This window comes from Pseudoflavonifractor sp. SW1122, assembly GCF_012027765.1.
In the GTDB taxonomy this organism is placed as follows: domain Bacteria; phylum Bacillota; class Clostridia; order Oscillospirales; family Oscillospiraceae; genus Enterenecus; species Enterenecus faecium.
Genome location: NZ_SJOS01000030.1, coordinates 1 through 18,900, shown reverse-complemented (window position 1 = coordinate 18,900; position 18,900 = coordinate 1). Strand labels below are relative to the sequence as shown.

Here is an 18,900-nt window from a genome sequence, read left to right as displayed (position 1 = left end):
GAATCCGGGCAAAGTCATAGAAAGTTTACACCCAGGCCAAGAACATTTCTTGTTTTTACCTTTCAGATGTGTTATACTTCTCGCAAATGGTGAAACGAAACCGTTTCAAGCGAAAAACGCCGGGCAATCTTACCCGGCTTGTGTGATTTTAAGGAGGACACCCCTATGGCGGGACCCAATGGACCCAACAATCAAAATGACAACAGAAAGCGACCATCCCTGGGCTTTATCGGCATCGTGGTGTGGGCCATCTTACTGGTGGTGCTGCTCAACAGCTGCGTGGTATCCATGCGCTCGGCCAGTACCATCACCGTGCCCTACTCCACCTTCCGGGAGTGGGTGGTCAGCGACTATGTGGCCGAGGTGGAGATGGACAACTACGGGTACTACTTCACCTTGAAGGACGACGCAGCCCCCCTGCAAGAGTACAAGGATAAAATCAAAAATTCTGGCTCCACCAGCCTGAGCGTCAGCAACCTGCTGATGGACCAGCTTGGCAGCAACCAGAAAAACAAATTGAAGTTCCAGGCAGCCATGCCCCCGGTGCAGGACCAGGAGATTATCCCCCTGATGAGCGAGCATGGCGTCAAGTACAAATCTGAGATGATCACCAGTGAGCAGTCCATGCTTATGGCAGTGGTCAGCTATGTGCTCCCCACCCTGATTCTGGTGGTGGCCATGGTCTTCCTCTACCGCTACATGTTCAAGAAGATGGGCGGCGGCGGTCTGGGCGGCCTGGGCGGCGTGGGCAAGGCCAACGCCAAGGTGTACGTGGAGAAATCCACCGGCGTCACCTTCCGGGACGTGGCAGGCCAGGACGAGGCCAAGGAGAGCCTGGAGGAGATCATCGACTTCCTCCACCATCCCCAGCGCTATACTGAGATCGGCGCCAAGCTGCCCAAGGGCGCACTGCTGGTGGGCCCTCCCGGTACCGGTAAGACCCTGCTGGCCAAGGCAGTGGCAGGAGAGGCCAACGTGCCCTTCTTCTCCATCTCCGGCTCTGACTTTGTGGAGATGTTCGTGGGCGTGGGCGCTTCCCGTGTCCGTGACCTGTTCAAAGAGGCCAACAAGATGGCCCCCTGTATCATCTTCATCGACGAGATCGACACCATCGGTAAGTCCCGTGACAACCGCATGGGCGGCAACGACGAGCGGGAGCAGACCTTGAACCAGCTGCTGGCGGAGTTGGACGGCTTCGACCCCGGCAAGGGCATCATTGTCCTGGGCGCCACCAACCGCCCCGAGGTGCTGGATAAGGCGCTGCTGCGTCCCGGCCGCTTCGACCGACGCATTACCATCGACCGTCCCAACCTGGCCGGACGTCTGGCCACCCTCCAGGTACACACCCGGAAGATTCGTCTGGCTGAGGACGTGGATTTGAACAAGATTGCCCAGGCCACCGCCGGATGCGTGGGCGCCGACCTGGCCAACCTGGTCAATGAGGCCGCCCTGCGGGCGGTGCGCCAGGGCCGCAAGGCCGTCAACCAGCAGGACCTGCTCTCCTCCTTCGAGTTTGTCATCGCAGGCAGCGAGAAGAAGGGCACGGTGCTCACCGAGCAGGAGAAGCGGATGGTGGCGTACCACGAGGTGGGCCACGCCCTGGTGGCGCATTTCCAGAAGAACAACGCCATGCCCGTATCCAAGATCACCATCGTGCCCCACACTCAGGGCGCTTTGGGTTACACCCTCCACCTGCCGGAGGAGGAGAAGTTCCTCATGACGGAGGAGGACCTGCTGGCCGAGATTCGCTCTCTGTTGGCTGGCCGCTCGGCGGAGGAAGTGGTGTTTGCCTCCCGCTCTTCCGGTGCCGCCAACGACATCGAGCGGGCCACTGACATCGCCCGCAAGATGGTGACCATGTTCGGTATGAGCGAGAAGTACGGCATGATGGGCCTGGCCACGGTGCACAACCAGTACCTGGACGGCCAGTTGGGCCTGACCTGCGGCCAGGAGACCGCCGCCGGCATCGACAACGAGGTGCGCGCCATCATCGAGCGCTGCCACGGCGAGGCCATTCAGATTTTGAAGGACAACCGGGAGCTGCTGGACAAGATCGCCGCCTACCTGTTGGAGAAGGAGACCATCACCGGTGCCGAGATGGTGGCCATCATCGAGGGCCGGGACCCCGCTCTGGCAGAGGTCACCCTGGACAGCAACATCGAGCCCCCCGCCCGGGCCATCCACATGGTCAGCGAGCCGGTGCCCATGCCCCCCGCCTCCTCCCAGGAGCCGGAGCAGGACAAGGAGCCGGAGGCCAACTCTGACGGAGACCAGACCCCCGACGGGGAGAAGCCCGATCAGCCTCAGGAATAACTATCAGACAAAAACGGATGCAGAGTCAATTCTGCATCCGTTTTTTTGTGTCTGAGCTCCTTTAAGGCGCTCTTGAGCCAAGAAACTTGGACCTTCTCTATGGCCCAGGTTCCGGCTTGCCAGCCTGGTGGGGACGCTACCCGCTGGGGGTTTCTTTTGAGCGGGCAAAAGAAACCAAAACCCGCTTAGGGCGTTCCCCCCTAAGGACCTCCCTTGGGGTACGGGGCTGGAACTGCGTCAATCCTATGGTCGGCCCTGGCCCCGGTGGGGTCACATAGATGGCCTGGCAAGTCTATAGAAAGCATTTCCTTCTCTGTGAGGCTGTGCCTCTGTTTCCAGGGCCTTACCCCGGTGTGCGGCGTTCTTGCCGCCGGAAGCCAGGCCCCCGAAAGCTGGGAACAGCGGCTCACCAGGGTGAGGCCCTGGCGGTAGAAGTACTATCTACAGAGGAGCAGGTACGACCTACAGAATGTCTACGCCATCTATGTGACATGAAGCGGTCCAGGGCCAAAAAGAGAACGATGCACTTTCCATCCAGTACCTCGGGGTGGATTCCACAAGGCGGGGGAAGGCCCCGCCTTTGGCGATTCTTTCCCCGATTTCTCATCGGGGAGAAATCGGGCCCAGCGGAGCGTCCCCACCAGGCCGGAGGGCTGGAATAGAGAACCCATAGAACGAACAAACAACGGATGCAGGTTTAACTCTGCATCCGTTGTATTTTTCCCCCCAGCCCCATTGACACCCGTATCTTAATATGTTAACATATGAGCAGATGTTCATATATTGTTTGAAAGGAGGAGCAGACATGGACCAGGACAGAAAAAAACTGGAGGAGGAAACCTGCTGCCACGGCCACAACATGGAGCAGGTGGAGGAGATGATGCCCACCGACGAGTGTTTGTACGACGTGGCGGAGCTGTTCAAACTCTTTGGGGACTCCACCCGCATGAAGATTTTGTACGCCCTCTTTGAATCGGAGCTGTGCGTGTGCCACATGGCCCAGTTGCTGGGGCTGACCCAGTCGGCGGTATCCCACCAGCTGCGCATCCTCAAGGGCGGACGGCTGGTTAAGCCCCGCCGGGAGGGAAAAACGGTGTATTACTCCCTGGCCGATGACCACGTGCGCAAGATCATCGCCCAGGGCATGGAACATATTATGGAACAACAGGGGGTAATGGTATGAAAAAGGTATTCAAACTGGAAGAGCTGGACTGCGCCAACTGCGCCCGAAAGATGGAAGAGGCCATTGGAAAACTGCCCGGGGTACACAGTGCTTCCATCAGCTTTATGACCCAGAAGCTGACCCTGGAAGCGGAGGATGAGCGCTTTGAGGAGATCGTGGGTCAGGCCCAGAAGTGCATCTCCCGGGTGGAACGCCACTGCCGTATCGTCAAGTGAGGATGTGAACAGCCATGACCAGACGGCATAAACAGACCTTGGCCCGCATCCTCGTGGCGGGTGTATTGCTCATTGCGGCGGTGCTCACCCCCCAGGCGTGGGGGCTGTGGCGGCTGCCCATCTTCCTCATCCCCTACTTTGTGGTGGGGTGGGATGTGCTGTGGGAGGCCATTTGTAACATCGCCCACGGCGAGATTTTTGACGAAAACTTCCTCATGTGCGTGGCCACCCTAGGCGCTCTGGTGCTGGGTGAGTACGCCGAGGCGGTGGGGGTCATGCTCTTCTACCAGGTGGGCGAGCTGTTCCAGAGCCTGGCGGTGAACAAGTCCCGCCGCTCCATTGCCCAGCTCATGGACATCCGCCCGGACAGCGCCCATGTGCTGCGGGGCGGAGAGGAAGTCACCGTAGACCCGGACGAGGTGCAGGTGGGGGAGACCCTGGTGGTACGCCCCGGCGAGCGCATTGCCCTGGACGGCGTGGTGGTAGAGGGCTCCTCCTCCCTGGACACCGCCGCCCTCACCGGCGAGTCCATGCCCCGGGATGTGGAGGAGGGCCAGGAGGTGAGCTCCGGCTGTGTCAACCTCACAGGCCTTTTGCACATTGAGGTCAGCCGTCCCTTTGGACAGTCCACCGTGGCCCGGATTTTGGAGCTGGTGGAGAACGCCGCCGCCAAAAAGGCCAAGGCGGAGCACTTTATCACCCGCTTTGCCCGCTGGTATACCCCGGTGGTGGTGCTGGGCGCAGCGGCTCTGGCCATTGTGGGCGGCCTGGTCACCGGACACTGGGGGGAGTGGGTGCGCCGCGCCCTCATCTTCCTGGTCATCTCCTGCCCCTGCGCCCTGGTCATCTCCATTCCCATGGCTTTCTTCGGCGGTATTGGCGGGGCCTCCCGTCAGGGTGTGCTGGTGAAAGGCGGCAACTATCTGGAGCTGCTGGCCAAGACCCGCACGGTGGTCTTTGACAAGACCGGTACCCTCACCCAGGGCAAATTTGCCCTCTCCGGGCTGTATCCGGTCCGGGACGAGGAAGAGGAGCCCCTGCTGCGGTGGGCGGCTCTGGCGGAGAGCCATTCCAACCACCCCATTGCCCAGTCTCTGCGCCGTGCCTGGCAGGGAGACGTGAAGGACCACACCGTCACCGACGTGGAGGAGATTCCCGGCCGAGGCGTTTGCGCCACGGTAGACGGGGTGGAGGTGTTGGCGGGCAATGCGGTCTTTCTCTCTCAGCATGGATTTACCCCCGCCCAGGACGTCCCCGCCGGGACGGTGGTGCATGTGGCGGCTCAGGGCCGATATCTGGGCTTTGCCCTCATTGCCGACCAGGTGAAGGACCATGCCGCTAAGACCATCGCACAGCTCAAGCAGCAGGGCGTGCGCACGGTGATGCTCACCGGGGACAGCCGGGAGGTGGGCGAGCAGATGGCCCAACGGCTGGGGCTGGACCAGGTCCACGCCCAGCTGCTGCCCCAGGACAAGGTGGACCAGCTGGAACAGCTGCTGGAGCAAAAGCCGGAGGGCACCGCTCTGGCCTACGTGGGCGACGGCGTCAACGACGCCCCGGTGCTGTCCCGGGCGGACGTGGGTGTGGCCATGGGCGGCATGGGCTCGGATGCCGCCATCGAGGCCGCCGACGTGGTGCTCATGGACGACGACCCCGCCAAGCTGCTCACGGCCATGTCCATTGCCCGCAAGTGCCGGGCCATCGTCATTGAGAACATCGTCTTTGCCCTGGGGGTGAAGGGGCTGTTTCTGGCCATGGGCGCCTTCGGCGTGGCCACCATGTGGGAGGCGGTGTTTGCCGACGTGGGTGTGGCGGTGATTGCCATTTTGAACGCCAGCCGGATGCTGTACCACAAAAAGTCTACTTGACAAAAATAACCCGCTTGCAGCGTTTTGTCGCTGTAAGCGGGGATTTTTATGGACAATCTGGAGTAAAAAGCTCGTCTACGGTGACCTGTAACTGCCTGGCCAGATGAAAGGCCAGGGATAGAGTGGGATCGTATTTGTTGTTTTCAATGGCGTTGATGGTTTGCCGGGAAACACCACATTTTTTAGCTAATTCTTCTTGGGATAAGCCCAATTCTTTTCGCCTGCTCCGAATGATATTTTTCACGGTCAACCACCAAGCCTTTTGCGATAATACAGGAGAGAACCAAAATAGATAATAGCGGCGACTTCCAGCTGGATAAATGGATTTTGGGACATGGGTTGTGCCCGCACAAAATTTTCAATTACATCCAAAAGATTGGCCCCCACCATGGCCAAAAGGGTAAACGAGCTGGCTTTCCAGACAATGATTTGATTGCGCTCATCTCCCGGTATCAAGAGGGATACCAGCATAAAAATGTCCAGCGAGGCAAAAAGCAACAAAGTGACGGATAGAAAAACGATGGCTCCCAATGGCATGTTCATAGTATCTGTCCTCCTTCTAAATTATAATAAAGTGTAAAATACTTTTGACATTTTAATCATAGCAAAGGAATGATGGAATGTCAAGAGTTTTTGACATTCTGAGCTGACTTTCTGAGGCTCCCCTGTGTAAGGGGAGCTGTCAGCCGAAAGGCTGACTGAGGGGTTGACTTCTGCCAGGTGGAGGACAATCCCTCCGACCCGGCTGACGCCGGGCCACCTCCCTTTACACAAGGGAGGCTTTTGGGTCCCTTTTTCGTACACTCCGCACATTGCAATTCCCAGTAAGAAGGTGTACAATACCGCAGTTAGCATAAGAGGACGAGGTGAGCGAGTATGGTTCAAGAAGAGAAGCAGAACCTCTCTTTACAACAGCTGGAGCCGGGGCAATCCGGCATCATCCGGGCCATCAACAACCCCCGGGGCCCGGTGAAGCGTCGGCTGGTAGATATGGGGCTGACCCCCGGCACTAAGGTGACGGTGCGGAAGGTTGCCCCCTTTGGCGACCCCATCGAGGTCAATCTCCGGGGGTATGAGCTGTCGTTGCGCAAGGAGGACGCCTGCAACATCCTCCTGTGTGCCCCTGGGGAGGAGCCCCACGGCACCCGACCCGAGCACACCGCCCCCGACCAGGAAACGGTGCGGCGGATGACCCAGGCCCACGAGCACCATCAGCGGGAGCACAGGGGCGGCAAACAGGACAACCACGACGTGCGGGAGATGAAAATCGCCCTGGTGGGCAATCCCAACTGCGGCAAAACCACCCTCTTCAACGCCCTCACCGGGTCCAACCAGTATGTGGGCAACTGGCCTGGTGTGACGGTGGAGAAGAAGGAGGGCGTGGCCCATGTGGATGGCCGGGACGTGACCATTGTGGACCTGCCGGGCATCTACTCCCTCTCCCCCTACTCCATGGAGGAGATCGTGGCCCGTGACTTTGTGGTGGGAGAGCACCCCGATGCCATCATCAACATTGTGGACGCCACCAATCTGGAGCGCAACCTGTACCTCACCGCCCAGCTTCTGGAGCTGGAGCGGCCCATGGTTATCGCTCTGAACTTCATGGACGAGGTGGAGAAGCGGGGGGATAAGCTGGACCTGGTGCGGATTTCCCGGGCCCTGGGTGTCCCCGTCATCCCCATCACCGCCCGCACGGGCCAGAACATCCAGAAGCTGCTGGAGGAGGCCCATCACCAGATGCACACCGGCTTCACCGTGGAGCCGGACGACCTGTACGACGACTTTACCCACTACATCCACCACCAAGTGGACGCCCTCATCCACGACCGGGCCTACGCCGTGGGCATCCCCGCCCACTGGGCCTCCATCAAGCTCATTGAGGGGGACGAACTGGTGGAGAAGGCATTAGGGCTGGACGAGGCCACCCGCTGGAAGGTGGACCGGGTGGCCCAGAGCTATGAACAGGCCTACCCCCTGGGTGACCGGGAGACCCTCATCGCCGATGCCCGCTACCGCTTCATTCAGCGGGTGGTGAAGGTGGGGGTGCAGCGGGGCCAGCCCCTGGGCACCATGACCCTCTCGGATAAAATCGACGCCATTGTCACCCACCGCTTTCTGGCGGTCCCCGTGTTTTTGGTGATGATGCTGGCCCTGTTCGGCATCATCTTCGGCCCCGGCCAGATTCTGGCCGACGGGGTGGACTACTTCTTCAACGACTGGCTGGCCGGGGTGGTCAGCGGCTTTTTGGACCAGGCGGGCACCGCTCCCTGGGTGTCCTCCCTGCTGGTGGATGGCGTGCTGTCCGGCGTGGGCGGCGTACTGGTGTTCTTGCCCCAGATCGCCCTGCTGTTCCTGTTCCTCTCCTTCCTGGAGGACTCCGGGTACATGGCCCGGGCCGCCTTTATCATGGACCGGGTGCTGCGCCGCTTTGGCCTGTCCGGCAAGGCGTTCATCCCCATGCTCATGGGCTTTGGCTGTACCGTCCCCGCCATCATGGGGGCGAGAACCATGGAAAATGAGAAGGACCGCCGCATGACCATGATGCTGGTGCCCTTCATGTCCTGTTCCGCCCGTCTGCCGGTGTACGGACTGATGACCGCCGCCTTCTTCCCCAAGCATGCGGGGCTGGTCATCTTCTCTCTGTATGTACTGGGCCTGCTGTGCGCCATTGTGTCCGGCATCATCCTGCGCCACACCATGTTCCGGGGCGAGCCCGCCGCCTTTGTGCTGGAGCTGCCCCCCTACCGCCTGCCCACCGTCCGCAACTGTCTGACCCATGTGTGGGAGCGGGTGCGGGGCTTCCTGGTGAAGGCAGGCACCCTGATTCTGGCCATGAGCGTGGTGCTGTGGTTCCTCCAGAGCTTCGGCGTCACCTCCCACGGCCTGGTGATGGTGGAGGAGCCCAGCCGTTCCATGCTGGGTACCATCGGCTCTCTGCTGGCCCCCGTGTTTGGGCCTCTGGGCTTTGGCACCTGGCAGGCCGCTGTGGCCATCCTCACTGGTTTGGTGGCCAAGGAGGCGGTGGTGTCCACCCTGTGCCTGCTCTACGGCGTGTCCACTCTGGACGCTGGGGCCACGGTGGCCACCGCTCTGTCCGGCACCTTCCACACCCCTGTGGCCGCCTACGCCTTCCTGGTGTTCATCCTGCTGTATGTGCCCTGTGTGGCGGCCGTGTCCACCATGGTGCGGGAGATGGGCAGCTTGAAGTGGACCGCTCGCTCCATCGTATGGCAGCTGGCAGCGGCCTGGCTGGTGTCGTTTGTGGTGTTCCAGGTGGGAATGCTGCTGTTTTAAGGAGTTTTCTATGAAATATGTGATTTATGCCCTGGTGGCGGCCCTGGCGGTATGGGCGGTGTGGTACGTCGTGCGCACCATCCGCCGCCAGCTCCGTGGCCAGTGCAGCGGCTGCTCGGGAGACTGTTCCCGCTGCGGCAAGAAATAGCGGACACGGGCGCACCCCAATAGGGGCGCGCCCGTGTTTTTTCACAAAAATGCACCCTGTGAATCTGTGTGGGCTGACAAAAGTCTGCGGATTCGAGGATTCTTTCTTGACAAACCCATGTCAGTGCGCTATCCTGTCCCTAGACAATTTCAAAGGGACTTGTGACTGGTCAAGCAGGCAAGATCAAACCGATGCAGTGGGAAACCATATCCGTATATGGCAATATGGCACTGTAGGTTTGGTCTTTTTATTTTTTCTCAGAGGAGGTGAGCACATGGAAAACATTCCACCGGAAAACCAAAAGCCTGGCGCATACCGCATTGTTCGAGCCATCGGCAACAATTTTGTGTGCGCCAAAGACAGCAGCGGCCACGAGGTGGTGCTGCGTGGACCCGGCATCGGCTTTAAAAAAGCCCCAGGGGACGTGGTGGCCCCGTCCCGGGTGGAGAAGGTGTACGCCCTGCAAGACCACAGCCAATCCCAGCGCCTGACCCAGCTGATGGTAGAGCTGCCTCCGGAGTACCTGGAGGTGAGCACCCAGATCATTGAGAGCGCCGAGCGTCTGCTGGGTCGGCACCTGTCGGGGAATGTGTACATCACCCTCACCGACCATATTTCCTTTGCCCTCCAGCGGCACAAAAACGGGGTGTACTACCCCAATCAGCTGCTGTGGGAGATCAAAACCTTCTACGCCCAGGAGTACGAGGTGGGTCAGATGGCCCTGGAGATCATCGAGAGCGCCTTGGGGGTGCAGCTGCCCGAGGACGAGGCGGGCTTCATCGCCCTACACATCGTCAATGCCCAACTGGACGGGCGCATGTCGGACATGGTGCGCATCACCGAGCTGGTGCGTGAGATCATGGCGGAGGTGGCGGAGTTCTACGGGGCCGCCCCCTGTCAGCAGGGGCTGGACTACGAGCGGCTCATCACCCACCTGAAATTTTTGGGCCAGCGGTTGGCCCGGCCCAGGCCCCAGGCCCGGGAGGACGCCACCTTCCAGGGCATGATCCGAGAGCACTATCCCCAGGCCTTCGCCTGCGCTTTGCGGGTGAAGGAGCGGCTGAAACGGGTCTTTGACCTGGATCTGCCCGGCGAGGAACTCACCTTTCTGACCGTTCATTTACAACGCTTGGCCCTGGCCATGGGACAAGCAAAGGAGGAGAATTTCTGATGAAAGACAAAGTATTCGGCGTATTGCAGCGGGTGGGCCGCTCCTTTATGCTGCCCATCGCCATTCTGCCCGTAGCGGGCCTGTTTTTGGGCATCGGCGGGTCCTTTACCAACACCACCATGCTGGAGACCTACGGCCTCATGGGCATCATGGGCCCCGGCACCTTCATCTACGCCATCTTGCAGGTGCTCAACGCCGCTGGCTCGGTGGTCTTTGACAACCTGCCTCTGATCTTCGCCATGGGCGTGGCCATCGGCATGGCCAAGCAGGAGAAGGAAGTGGCGGCCCTGTCGGCAGCCATCGCCTTCTTCGTGATGCACGCCACCATAGGGGCCATGATCAACGCCTTCGGCGCCCCCGACCTGTCCGGCGCCACCACCACCGTGGTGGGCCTGAACTCCCTGCAAATGGGCGTGTTCGGCGGCATCATGGTGGGCCTGGGTGTGGCAGCCCTGCACAACCGATTCTATAAGATTCAATTGCCCCAGGTGCTCTCCTTCTTCAGCGGCACCCGGTTCGTCCCCATCATCTCCTCTGCCACCTACCTGGTGGTGGGCATCGCCATGTACTACATCTGGCCCACCATCCAGACCGGCATCAATCACCTGGGCGGCTTTGTGCTGGCCAGCGGCTACGCCGGTACCTGGCTGTACGGCTTCATCGAGCGTGCCCTCATCCCCTTCGGCCTGCACCACGTGTTCTACATCCCCTTCTGGCAGACCGCTGTGGGCGGCACCGCCACCGTGGCCGGACACCTGGTGGAGGGCGCCCAGAACATCTTCTTTGCCGAGCTGGCCACCCCCGGCATTGAGCACTTCTCCGTGGCTGCTACCCGCTTCATGAGCGGTAAGTTCCCCCTGATGATTTTCGGCCTGCCTGGCGCTGCTCTGGCCATGTACCGCTGCGCCCGGCCGGAAAACCGCAAGGTGGTGGGCGGCCTGCTGCTCTCCGCCGCTCTCACCTCCATGATCACCGGTATCACCGAGCCTCTGGAGTTCACCTTCCTCTTTGTGGCTCCTGCCATGTACATCGTCCACTGTGTGTTCGCCGGTGCTGCCTACATGCTCATGCACATCTTCAACGTGGGCGTGGGTATGACCTTCTCCGGCGGCCTCATCGACCTGACCCTCTTCGGCATCATGCAGGGCAACGCCAAGACCAGCTGGATTTGGGTGGTCATCGTGGGCGCGGTCTACTTCGTGCTCTACTTCCTGGTGTTCTCCTTCATGATCAAGAAGTTTAACTTCATGACCCCCGGCCGGGAGGAGAACGCCAGTGAGATCAAGCTGTACACCCGCCAGGACGTGGACGCCCAGAAGAAGGGCGCAGAGGGTGCCAAGGGCGGCAACAGTGACGACGCCCTCAGCGCGGAAATTGTCCGTGGTCTGGGCGGCAAGGACAACATCTCCGACGTGGACTGCTGCATCACCCGTCTGCGCTGCACCGTCAAGGACGGCGCCAAGGTGGACCAGGCGGTTCTGAAAGCCACCGGAGCCTCCGGCGTCATCGTGGCCGGTAAGGGTGTCCAGATCGTGTACGGCCCCCGGGTGTCCGTCATCCGCTCCAATGTGGAGAGCTACCTGGCCAACTACCAGGAGCCTGCCGCTGTGGAGGCCAAAAACGAGGCCGCTCCCGCTGTGAAGGGCGGCATGGTGGCCAGCCCCTTCACTGGTAAGGTCATCCCCGTGTCCCAAGTGGGGGACGGCGTGTTCTCCGAGAAGATGGTGGGCGACGGCTTTGCCGTGGAGCCCGACGACGACAAGGTGTATTCCCCCGTGGACGGCGAAGTGACCATGGTCTTTGACACCAAGCACGCCTTCACCATCCAGACCGACGGCGGACTGGAAGTGCTGGTGCACATGGGCATCGACACGGTGCAGCTCCAGGGCAAGCCCTTCATGCTCACCATTCGCCAGGGCGACAAGGTACGTTGCGGTGACCTCATCGGCACCATGGACCGCAAGGCCATCCAGGACGCTGGCTACCGCACCATTACCCCCGTGGTGGTGGGCAACGTGGACGACTTCGACACCTGCCAGCTGGTGCAAGAGGGCCAGGTGGAGCACGGCACCGACGTGCTGGACGTGCACTAAAACCCCATAGAGATATCAGAACAGGAGCGCCGCAGCTGCGGCGCTCCTGTTGTCTTGAAAGATAATTTGATAAACATCTAAATAGTCTTGACAATCTAATTAGATAAGTGTATAAATAGATTAACCCAATCAGAGAGGAGACAGGAACATGGACCAGAAGCTATCCCGCATGAAGGAGTACCTGGAGGAGCAGGTGGCCCAGTGCGCCCAGGCCCGGGCCCAGCTCATGGCAGACCACCGGGGGGACGAGGCCAACTTCCAGGCTATCCAGGGCAATGTGTACGGTGTTTTTTCCACCATTCTCAAGGTGGCTGTGGAACAAAACCCCGACGATCTCCAGGGGGTGGAAGCCTTTTTCCTCAAAAAGCTGGAGGAGATTCCCGCCCACTGGGTGGAGGCCCGGGAGAAGGCAGCCGCCCGGGGGGATGAAATCGCCGCCCACCTGGAGCGGTTGAAGCTGGAGGCGGCGGAGGACGTGGGCTGCACCTTCCGGGCCATCTGGGGGGCGAAGGCATGACGGAGACCGAGGCCATCGGCCTGTTTAAGTGCCTGGCGGACAAGTCCCGGCTGCAAATTCTGAAATCTCTGGCGGTGGAGGACATGTACGTGGAGCGGCTGGCCCAGCGGCTGGGGCTCACCGCCGCCACGGTGTCCTTCCACCTGAAAAAGCTGGCCCAGGCCGGGGCGGTGTCCTCCTACAAGAGCCAGTATTACACCATGTATGCCTTGAACCGGGCCCTTTTTGACACCACCATCCTGGACATTGTGCAGGAGGAGTCGGAGGAGGCGGATCTCCAGGCCCAGCGGGACGAGGCGTACCGCCAGCACGTCCTGGACTCCTTTTTCCAGGACGGACGGCTGAAAACCATTCCCGCCCAGCGCAAAAAGAAGCGCATTGTGCTCCAGGCGTTGGCTCAGCAGTTTGAGCCCCATCATATCTACCCCGAGCCGGAGGTAAACGCCATTCTGGCCCGATATCATGACGACGTGTGTACCCTCCGCCGGGACCTGGTGGGGGAGGGGCTGCTGGAGCGGGACACTCAGGGCTATTGGCGGACCCAAGACAGGGAGTAATTGAAAAAGGCCCAGAAACGTGAGGGTATCTCTCACGTTTCTGGGCCTTTTTGTATGGATTAGAAATCCAGCAGCACCCGCTCAATGCCCGCCACGGCTTCTTCCACCAGGGCGTCAATGTCCAGGTTCTGCTCGGCCTCCACCAGCTCCTCCACCTTCGGCTTGGTGCGGGGATGCTTGGGGGTGAACACGGTGCAGCAGTCCTCATAGGGGAGGATGGAGGTCTCAAAGGTGCCGATCTTGCGGGAAATACGCACGATCTCCTCCTTATCCATGCCCACCACCGGGCGCAGCACGGGCACGGTGCACACGGCGTTGGTGCAGGCCATGGCCTCCAGGGTCTGGCTGGCCACCTGGCCCACGGACTCACCGGTCACCAGGGCCTGGATGCCGTTTTTCTCCGCCACCCGGCAGGCAATGCGCATCATGAAGCGGCGCATGAGGATGGTGAACAGGTTCTCAGGGCAGGAGCGGCGCAGCTCCTCCTGAATCTTGGTAAACGGCACCACATGCACGCAGGTCTTGCCGGTGTAGGGCACCAGCAGCCGGGCCAGGTCCAGCACCTTTTCCTTGGCCTCGGGGGAGGTGTAGGGGTAGGAGTAGAAGTGGATCATGTCCACAATGACGCCCCGCTTGGCGATCATCCAGGAGGCCACGGGGGAGTCGATGCCGCCGGACAGCAGGGACAACGCACGGCCACCCACGCCGATGGGCAGACCGCCGGCACCCTCGGTGGGGTTGGCGTGGACAAAGGCGTCAAAGTCCCGCACCTCCACGTGGACGGTGAACTGGGGGTGGTGCATGTCGACGATCAGGTGGGGGTAGGCGTCGTGGAGCTCGCCGCCCACGTACTGGGACAGCTGGATGGAGGTCATGGGGAAGGTCTTGTCCGCCCGCTTGGTCTCCACCTTGAAGGAGCGGGCCATGGCCAGCTGGTCGCCCAGATACTCCTTGACGCACTCCAGAATGGCGTCCTTGTCCTTGGCACAGGCCCGGGCCCGGCACAGGCCCGCCACGCCAAACAGTTTGCCCATGGCCTCCCAGGCCCCTTCAAAGTCGCAGAACTCGTCCTGGGGCTCAATGTAGGTGGTGGACTGGCGGGTGTACACCTTGAAGGAGCCGTACTTTTTCAGCCGCCGCTTGGCGTTGCCCATGAGCTTCTCCTCAAAGGCCCGGCGGTTGAGGCCCTTGAGCACCATTTCGCCCTGCTTGAGCAGGATAATTTCTTTCATATTGTTACCTCCAATGAGTGGTGATGTTAGTGAGACAGGGCTTCCAGGGTCTGCTGGAAGGCCTCCAAAGTGGCGGTCAAATCCTCGGCGCTGTGGGCGTCCGAGAGGAACATGGCCTCGAACTGGGCGGGGGCCAGGTAGATGCCCCGCTGGAGCATCTCGCCAAAGTAGCGGGCGTACATCCCCACGTCGCTGCCCTTGGCGTCCACAAAGGTGGACACCTCGGTGGGGGTGAAGAAGGGGGAGAGGAGGGAGCCCACCTGGTTGATGGCCACAGGCACCGGGGAGGTCTCACACAGCTTGCCCATGTCCTGGGCCAGCGAGGCTCCCATGTGGTTGATGTGGGTGTACACCTGGGGATGATCGTGGAGATAGCGCAGCTGGGCAAGGCCTGCGGCCATGGCCACGGGGTTGCCGCTGAGGGTGCCCGCCTGGTAGACAGGGCCGCAGGGGGCCACGTGCTCCATGAGGGCCCGGCTGCCGCCGTAAGCGCCCACGGGCATGCCGCCGCCGATGATCTTGCCGTAGGTGACCAGGTCGGCCTTCACGCCAAAATACTCCTGGGCGCCGCCGGGGGCCAGACGAAACCCGGTGATCACCTCGTCGAAGATGAGCAGGGCGCCGTGCTGGTCGCACAGCTCCCGCAGCCCCTGCAAGAAGCCGGGGGCGGGGCCTACCACGCCCATGTTGGCAGCCACCGGCTCTACGATGACGGCGGCCACTTCGCCCCGGTTTGCCTCCAGAAGGGCCTGGACGCTGGACAGGTCGTTAAATTGGGCGGTGAGGGTATCCTTGGCGGCCCCCACGGGCACGCCGGAGGAGGAGGGGTGGCCGCCCGCCAGAGCGGAGGACCCGGCGTTGACCAGCATGCAGTCGCTGTGGCCGTGGTAGCAGCCCTCAAACTTGATGAGCTTGTCCCGGCCGGTGGCCCCACGGGCCAGACGCAGGGCGGACATCACCGCCTCGGTGCCGGAGTTCACCATGCGCACCATTTCCAGCCCGGGCACCATCTCCACCATCAGCTGGGCAATCTCCACCTCCCGGGGGGTGGGGGCGCCGAAGCTCAGGCCGTCCACCACGGCTTTTTCCACCGCCTCCCGGATGACCGGGTGGTTGTGGCCCAAAATCATGGGACCCCAGGAACATACATAGTCGATGTAGCGGCGGCCCTCTACATCATAGATATAGCTGCCCTCCGCTCTCTGAATAAACCGGGGGGTGAGCCCCACGGAGCGGTAGGCCCGCACGGGGCTGTTGACGCCGCCGGGGAGCACCTGGCAGGCGGCGGCAAAGAGTTCTTCTGAAGAGTGGAGATTCATCCGATGTCCCCCCGTTTCATGGCGTCCGCCAACTCCTTGGCGGAGTAGGTGATGAGCATGTCCGCCCCCGCCCGGTAGATGGACAGGGCCGACTCGCACATCATCTTATATTCGTCCACCAATCCGGCGGCAGCGGCGGCCTTGATCATGGCGTACTCCCCGGAGACGGAGTAGGCACACATGGGCAGGTTAAAGGCCTCCTTACACCGATACAGCACATCCAAGTAGCTCAGGGCGGGCTTGACCATGAGGATGTCCGCCCCTTCTTCCACGTCCAGGGCACACTCCCGCAGAGCCTCCCGGGCGTTGTGGGGGTCCATTTGGTAGCCCTTCCGGTCGCCAAAGGAGGGGGCGGAACCGGCGGCATCCCGGAAGGGGCCGTAGAAGGAGGAGGCGTACTTGGCGGAATAGGCCATGATGGGCAGGTTGACAAACCCGGCCTCGTCCAGGGCACGGCGCATGGCCCCGATGCGGCCGTCCATCATGTCGGAGGGGGCCACCATATCCACCCCGGCCCGGGCATAGGACAGAGTAATGTCCACCAGCCGGGGGAGGGTGGCGTCGTTGTCCACGTGCTCCCCGCAGAGAATGCCACAGTGTCCGTGGCTGGTGTACTCGCACATACACACGTCGGCGATGACATAGAAGTGGGGGTACGTTTCCTTGATGGTGCGGATGGCCTGCTGCACCACCCCGTTGTCGTCCCAGGCGGAGGAGCCGATCTCATCCTTGCGGGCGGGGAGGCCGAAGAGGATGCACTTGGTCACGCCGTGGGCCAGGCACTCCTCCACCGCCTGACACACGCTGTCCAGGCCGTAGTGGAACTGTCCAGGCAGGGAGGGGATGGGGCGGGTGCCCTGGAGGGTTTCATCCACAAAAATGGGGTAGATGAGGCTGTCGGGGGACAGCCGGGTCTCCCGGCACAGGCTGCGCACCTCGGGACAGGTGCGCAGGCGGCGGGGTCTATGAGTGAGTTCCATTTGGAATTCCTCCTTCTATTGCAAAGTCTGGGCCAGCCGCAGCAGGCCGGGAATGGTGGCTTCCTCCGCAATGAGCACGGGGATACCGTGGCGCTGGGCCTCCTGGGCGGTCTGGTGTCCGATGCACAAACCCGTGATGTTGCCCAGAGGGGCGTCCTCCCCCACCGAGGCCACAAAGCCCTTCACGGTAGAGGCGGAGGTGAAGGTGACGTAGGACAGCTCGCCCGCCTCCAGCGCCTCTCTCAGCTCCGGGGAGCGGGGGTTATCATAGTGAGTGGTGTACACCGCAAGTTCCTCATAGGGAATGCCGCGCTGGGTGAGCGCCTGGGTGAGCAGGGGAGAGCCCTCTTCCGCCCGGGGCAGCAGCACCGTCCCGGTGGCGGGGATACCCTGACCCAAATCCTGGGCGGAGTACACCGCCGGGACATAATCGGCGGTGAGGCCGTACTTCTTCAAAGCGGCGGCGGTGCCGGGGCCGATGGCGGCCAGCTTCACGCCAGCCAGAGCCCGGCTGTCCTTGCCCTGCCCGTTCAGGGCGTCGAAAAACACCCCTACCCCCACGGGGCTGGTGAAGGCAATCCACTGGTAGGCCTCCAGCCGCTCCAGAGCGGCGGTGAGGGGAGGACAGGGGGTGATGGGAGTGGTATGAATGCAGGGGTACTCCCAGACCTTGGCCCCCAGCTCCCGCAGGCCCTGGGCCAGGGTGCCCTTCCGGGCGGCGGGGCGGGTGACCACAAAGGTGCGGCCCTTGAGGGGCAGAGCATCGAACCAGTCAAAGGAATCGGCCAGGGCGCACACCCCACCCACCACACTGATGGCGGGGCTCACCACCTGGTGGTCCTGGGCGGCCTGGGCCAGGGTGGACAGGGTGGCGCTGATGCGCCGCTGGGCGGGGGTGGTGCCCCGCTCCACGATGGCGGCGGGGGTGTTGGGGTCCATGCCCGCCTTCAAAAGCCCTTCACAAATCTGGGGCAGGGCGGACACACCCATAAGGAACACCAGGGTGCCACGGGTGGCCACCAGGGCGTCAAAGTCGATGTCCAGCGCTTTTCCCGCCCGCTGGTGTCCGGTGACAATGTGCAGGGAGGAGCAGCAGTCCCGGTGGGTCACCGGAATGCCGCCGTAGGCGGGCACCGCCAGGGCGGAGGTGACCCCAGGCACCACCTGGAAGGGCACCTGATGCTGGGCCAGCAGCTCCAGCTCCTCGCCGCCCCGGCCAAAGAGGAAGGGGTCGCCGCCCTTGAGGCGTACCACGTTGGCGCCCCCCAGGGCCTCCCGCAAGAGAATCTGATTGATCTCCTCCTGGGGCACCGGGTGCACATTCACCCGCTTGCCCACATCAATGGCCTTGGCGGTGGGGGGGATGAGAGCCAGAATTGACCGGCTCACCAGGCGGTCAAACACCACCACATCGGCACGTTCAATGGCTTTTTTCCCTTTTAAGGTGAGCAGGCCGGGGTCGCCGGGGCCTGCCCCCACCAAAGTCACATGTCCCATCATGGGTGGTCCCTCCTCATACGCACCGCCAGCTCCGCCCCCATCTCCCGGGCGTCAGCACAGGCGGTACAGCTGGTTTCAATGTAAGATTCGCCCTCATGGTCCACATAGAACCCGGTGAGGGTGACGGTGTCCCCGTCCACGGTGGCGTGGGCGGCCACAGGGGAGGAACATCCCCCATCCAGAGCACCCACAAAAGCCCGCTCGGCGGTGAGACACACCGCCGCCACCGGGTCGTGGAAGAGGGACAGGCAGGATGTGTCCACATCCGCCCGGCTCTGCACCGCCAAAATGCCCTGTCCGGCGGCGGGGAGCATCTCCTCCACCGGGAAGCGGCGAGAAATGCGGTCTTCCAGCCCCAATCGGTCCAGCCCGGCACAGGCCAGTACCAGGGCGGAATACTCGCCCCGGTCCAGCTTGGCCAGGCGGGTCTGCACGTTGCCCCGCACCGGGGCCACCTGGTGGTGGGGGAACAGCTGGCGGGGCCGGAGGGGGGGGCGGCGGGGGGGGGCG

At 62.0% G+C, this 18,900-nt stretch carries 16 protein-coding genes and 1 pseudogene; 10 read left to right on the top strand and 7 right to left on the bottom strand.

The window, feature by feature from the left end:
* Window positions 1-165 precede the first annotated feature (165 nt).
* The 4 genes from ftsH (at window position 166) to E0L15_RS08155 (ending at window position 5,579) form a co-directional block, all read left to right on the top strand.
* Window positions 166-2,313 (top strand): ATP-dependent zinc metalloprotease FtsH, encoded by a 2,148-nt coding sequence (gene ftsH, locus E0L15_RS08170; RefSeq protein ID WP_168125208.1) that lies wholly within the window; start codon window positions 166-168, stop codon window positions 2,311-2,313.
* 805 nt (window positions 2,314-3,118) lie between these two features.
* Window positions 3,119-3,496, top strand: a complete 378-nt coding sequence (locus E0L15_RS08165) for a metalloregulator ArsR/SmtB family transcription factor (protein ID WP_168125207.1) — start codon at window positions 3,119-3,121, stop codon at window positions 3,494-3,496.
* Window positions 3,493-3,711 carry a heavy metal-associated domain-containing protein gene (locus E0L15_RS08160; protein WP_168125206.1) on the top strand — a complete coding sequence of 73 codons (219 nt, stop codon included), beginning with the start codon at window positions 3,493-3,495 and terminating at the stop codon, window positions 3,709-3,711. Before E0L15_RS08165 ends, E0L15_RS08160 begins: the two co-directional genes overlap by 4 nt.
* A gap of 14 nt (window positions 3,712-3,725) precedes the next feature.
* Entirely contained in the window at window positions 3,726-5,579 is a 1,854-nt protein-coding gene (locus tag E0L15_RS08155) for a heavy metal translocating P-type ATPase (protein ID WP_168125205.1), read from the top strand.
* A gap of 46 nt (window positions 5,580-5,625) precedes the next feature.
* Here the strand turns inward: E0L15_RS08155 and E0L15_RS08150 are convergent, their stop codons facing one another.
* Both E0L15_RS08150 and E0L15_RS08145 read right to left on the bottom strand, forming a co-directional pair.
* Window positions 5,626-5,823, bottom strand: a complete 198-nt coding sequence (locus tag E0L15_RS08150; protein WP_168125204.1) for a helix-turn-helix transcriptional regulator — start codon at window positions 5,821-5,823, stop codon at window positions 5,626-5,628.
* A 2-nt stretch (window positions 5,824-5,825) separates the two neighbouring features.
* The gene (locus E0L15_RS08145) at window positions 5,826-6,122 is read right to left on the bottom strand and encodes a hypothetical protein (protein ID WP_243155441.1); all 297 of its coding nucleotides are present in this window, start codon (window positions 6,120-6,122) and stop codon (window positions 5,826-5,828) included.
* 333 nt (window positions 6,123-6,455) lie between these two features.
* Here E0L15_RS08145 and feoB point away from each other — a divergent pair, with 333 nt between their 5' ends.
* The 6 genes from feoB to E0L15_RS08115 all read left to right on the top strand — a co-directional run bounded on the left by feoB (window position 6,456) and on the right by E0L15_RS08115 (window position 13,359).
* On the top strand, window positions 6,456-8,873 hold the full coding sequence (gene feoB, locus E0L15_RS08140) for a ferrous iron transport protein B (protein ID WP_168125203.1): 2,418 nt from the start codon (window positions 6,456-6,458) through the stop codon (window positions 8,871-8,873).
* Between the two features lie 10 nt (window positions 8,874-8,883).
* Complete coding sequence (locus tag E0L15_RS08135; RefSeq protein ID WP_143482377.1) at window positions 8,884-9,021, top strand: FeoB-associated Cys-rich membrane protein; 138 nt, start codon at window positions 8,884-8,886, stop codon at window positions 9,019-9,021.
* 274 nt (window positions 9,022-9,295) lie between these two features.
* Window positions 9,296-10,192 carry a PRD domain-containing protein gene (locus tag E0L15_RS08130; RefSeq protein WP_087233998.1) on the top strand — a complete coding sequence of 299 codons (897 nt, stop codon included), beginning with the start codon at window positions 9,296-9,298 and terminating at the stop codon, window positions 10,190-10,192.
* Complete coding sequence (locus E0L15_RS08125; protein ID WP_168125202.1) at window positions 10,192-12,285, top strand: PTS transporter subunit IIABC; 2,094 nt, start codon at window positions 10,192-10,194, stop codon at window positions 12,283-12,285. Before E0L15_RS08130 ends, E0L15_RS08125 begins: the two co-directional genes overlap by 1 nt.
* A 148-nt stretch (window positions 12,286-12,433) precedes the next feature.
* Window positions 12,434-12,802 carry a hypothetical protein gene (locus E0L15_RS08120; protein ID WP_168125201.1) on the top strand — a complete coding sequence of 123 codons (369 nt, stop codon included), beginning with the start codon at window positions 12,434-12,436 and terminating at the stop codon, window positions 12,800-12,802.
* On the top strand, window positions 12,799-13,359 hold the full coding sequence (locus E0L15_RS08115) for a metalloregulator ArsR/SmtB family transcription factor (RefSeq protein WP_168125200.1): 561 nt from the start codon (window positions 12,799-12,801) through the stop codon (window positions 13,357-13,359). The genes E0L15_RS08120 and E0L15_RS08115 overlap by 4 nt, the downstream gene beginning before the upstream one ends.
* A 59-nt stretch (window positions 13,360-13,418) precedes the next feature.
* On the opposite strand, the gene thiI is transcribed toward E0L15_RS08115, so the two are convergent.
* The 5 genes and pseudogenes from thiI to E0L15_RS08090 all read right to left on the bottom strand — a co-directional run.
* Window positions 13,419-14,591 (bottom strand): tRNA uracil 4-sulfurtransferase ThiI, encoded by a 1,173-nt coding sequence (gene thiI, locus E0L15_RS08110; protein WP_168125199.1) that lies wholly within the window; start codon window positions 14,589-14,591, stop codon window positions 13,419-13,421.
* Window positions 14,592-14,617: 26 nt separating this feature from the next.
* A complete protein-coding gene (gene hemL / locus E0L15_RS08105) occupies window positions 14,618-15,910 on the bottom strand; it encodes a glutamate-1-semialdehyde 2,1-aminomutase (protein ID WP_168125198.1) in 1,293 nt (430 codons plus the stop codon).
* The gene (gene hemB / locus E0L15_RS08100) at window positions 15,907-16,890 is read right to left on the bottom strand and encodes a porphobilinogen synthase (RefSeq protein ID WP_168125197.1); all 984 of its coding nucleotides are present in this window, start codon (window positions 16,888-16,890) and stop codon (window positions 15,907-15,909) included. The genes hemL and hemB overlap by 4 nt, the downstream gene beginning before the upstream one ends.
* A gap of 15 nt (window positions 16,891-16,905) precedes the next feature.
* Window positions 16,906-18,390 carry a uroporphyrinogen-III C-methyltransferase gene (cobA, locus tag E0L15_RS08095; protein ID WP_168125196.1) on the bottom strand — a complete coding sequence of 495 codons (1,485 nt, stop codon included), beginning with the start codon at window positions 18,388-18,390 and terminating at the stop codon, window positions 16,906-16,908.
* Window positions 18,387-18,900: pseudogene (locus tag E0L15_RS08090) on the bottom strand (hydroxymethylbilane synthase); the annotation flags it as partial. The pseudogene E0L15_RS08090 and the gene cobA, both read right to left, overlap by 4 nt.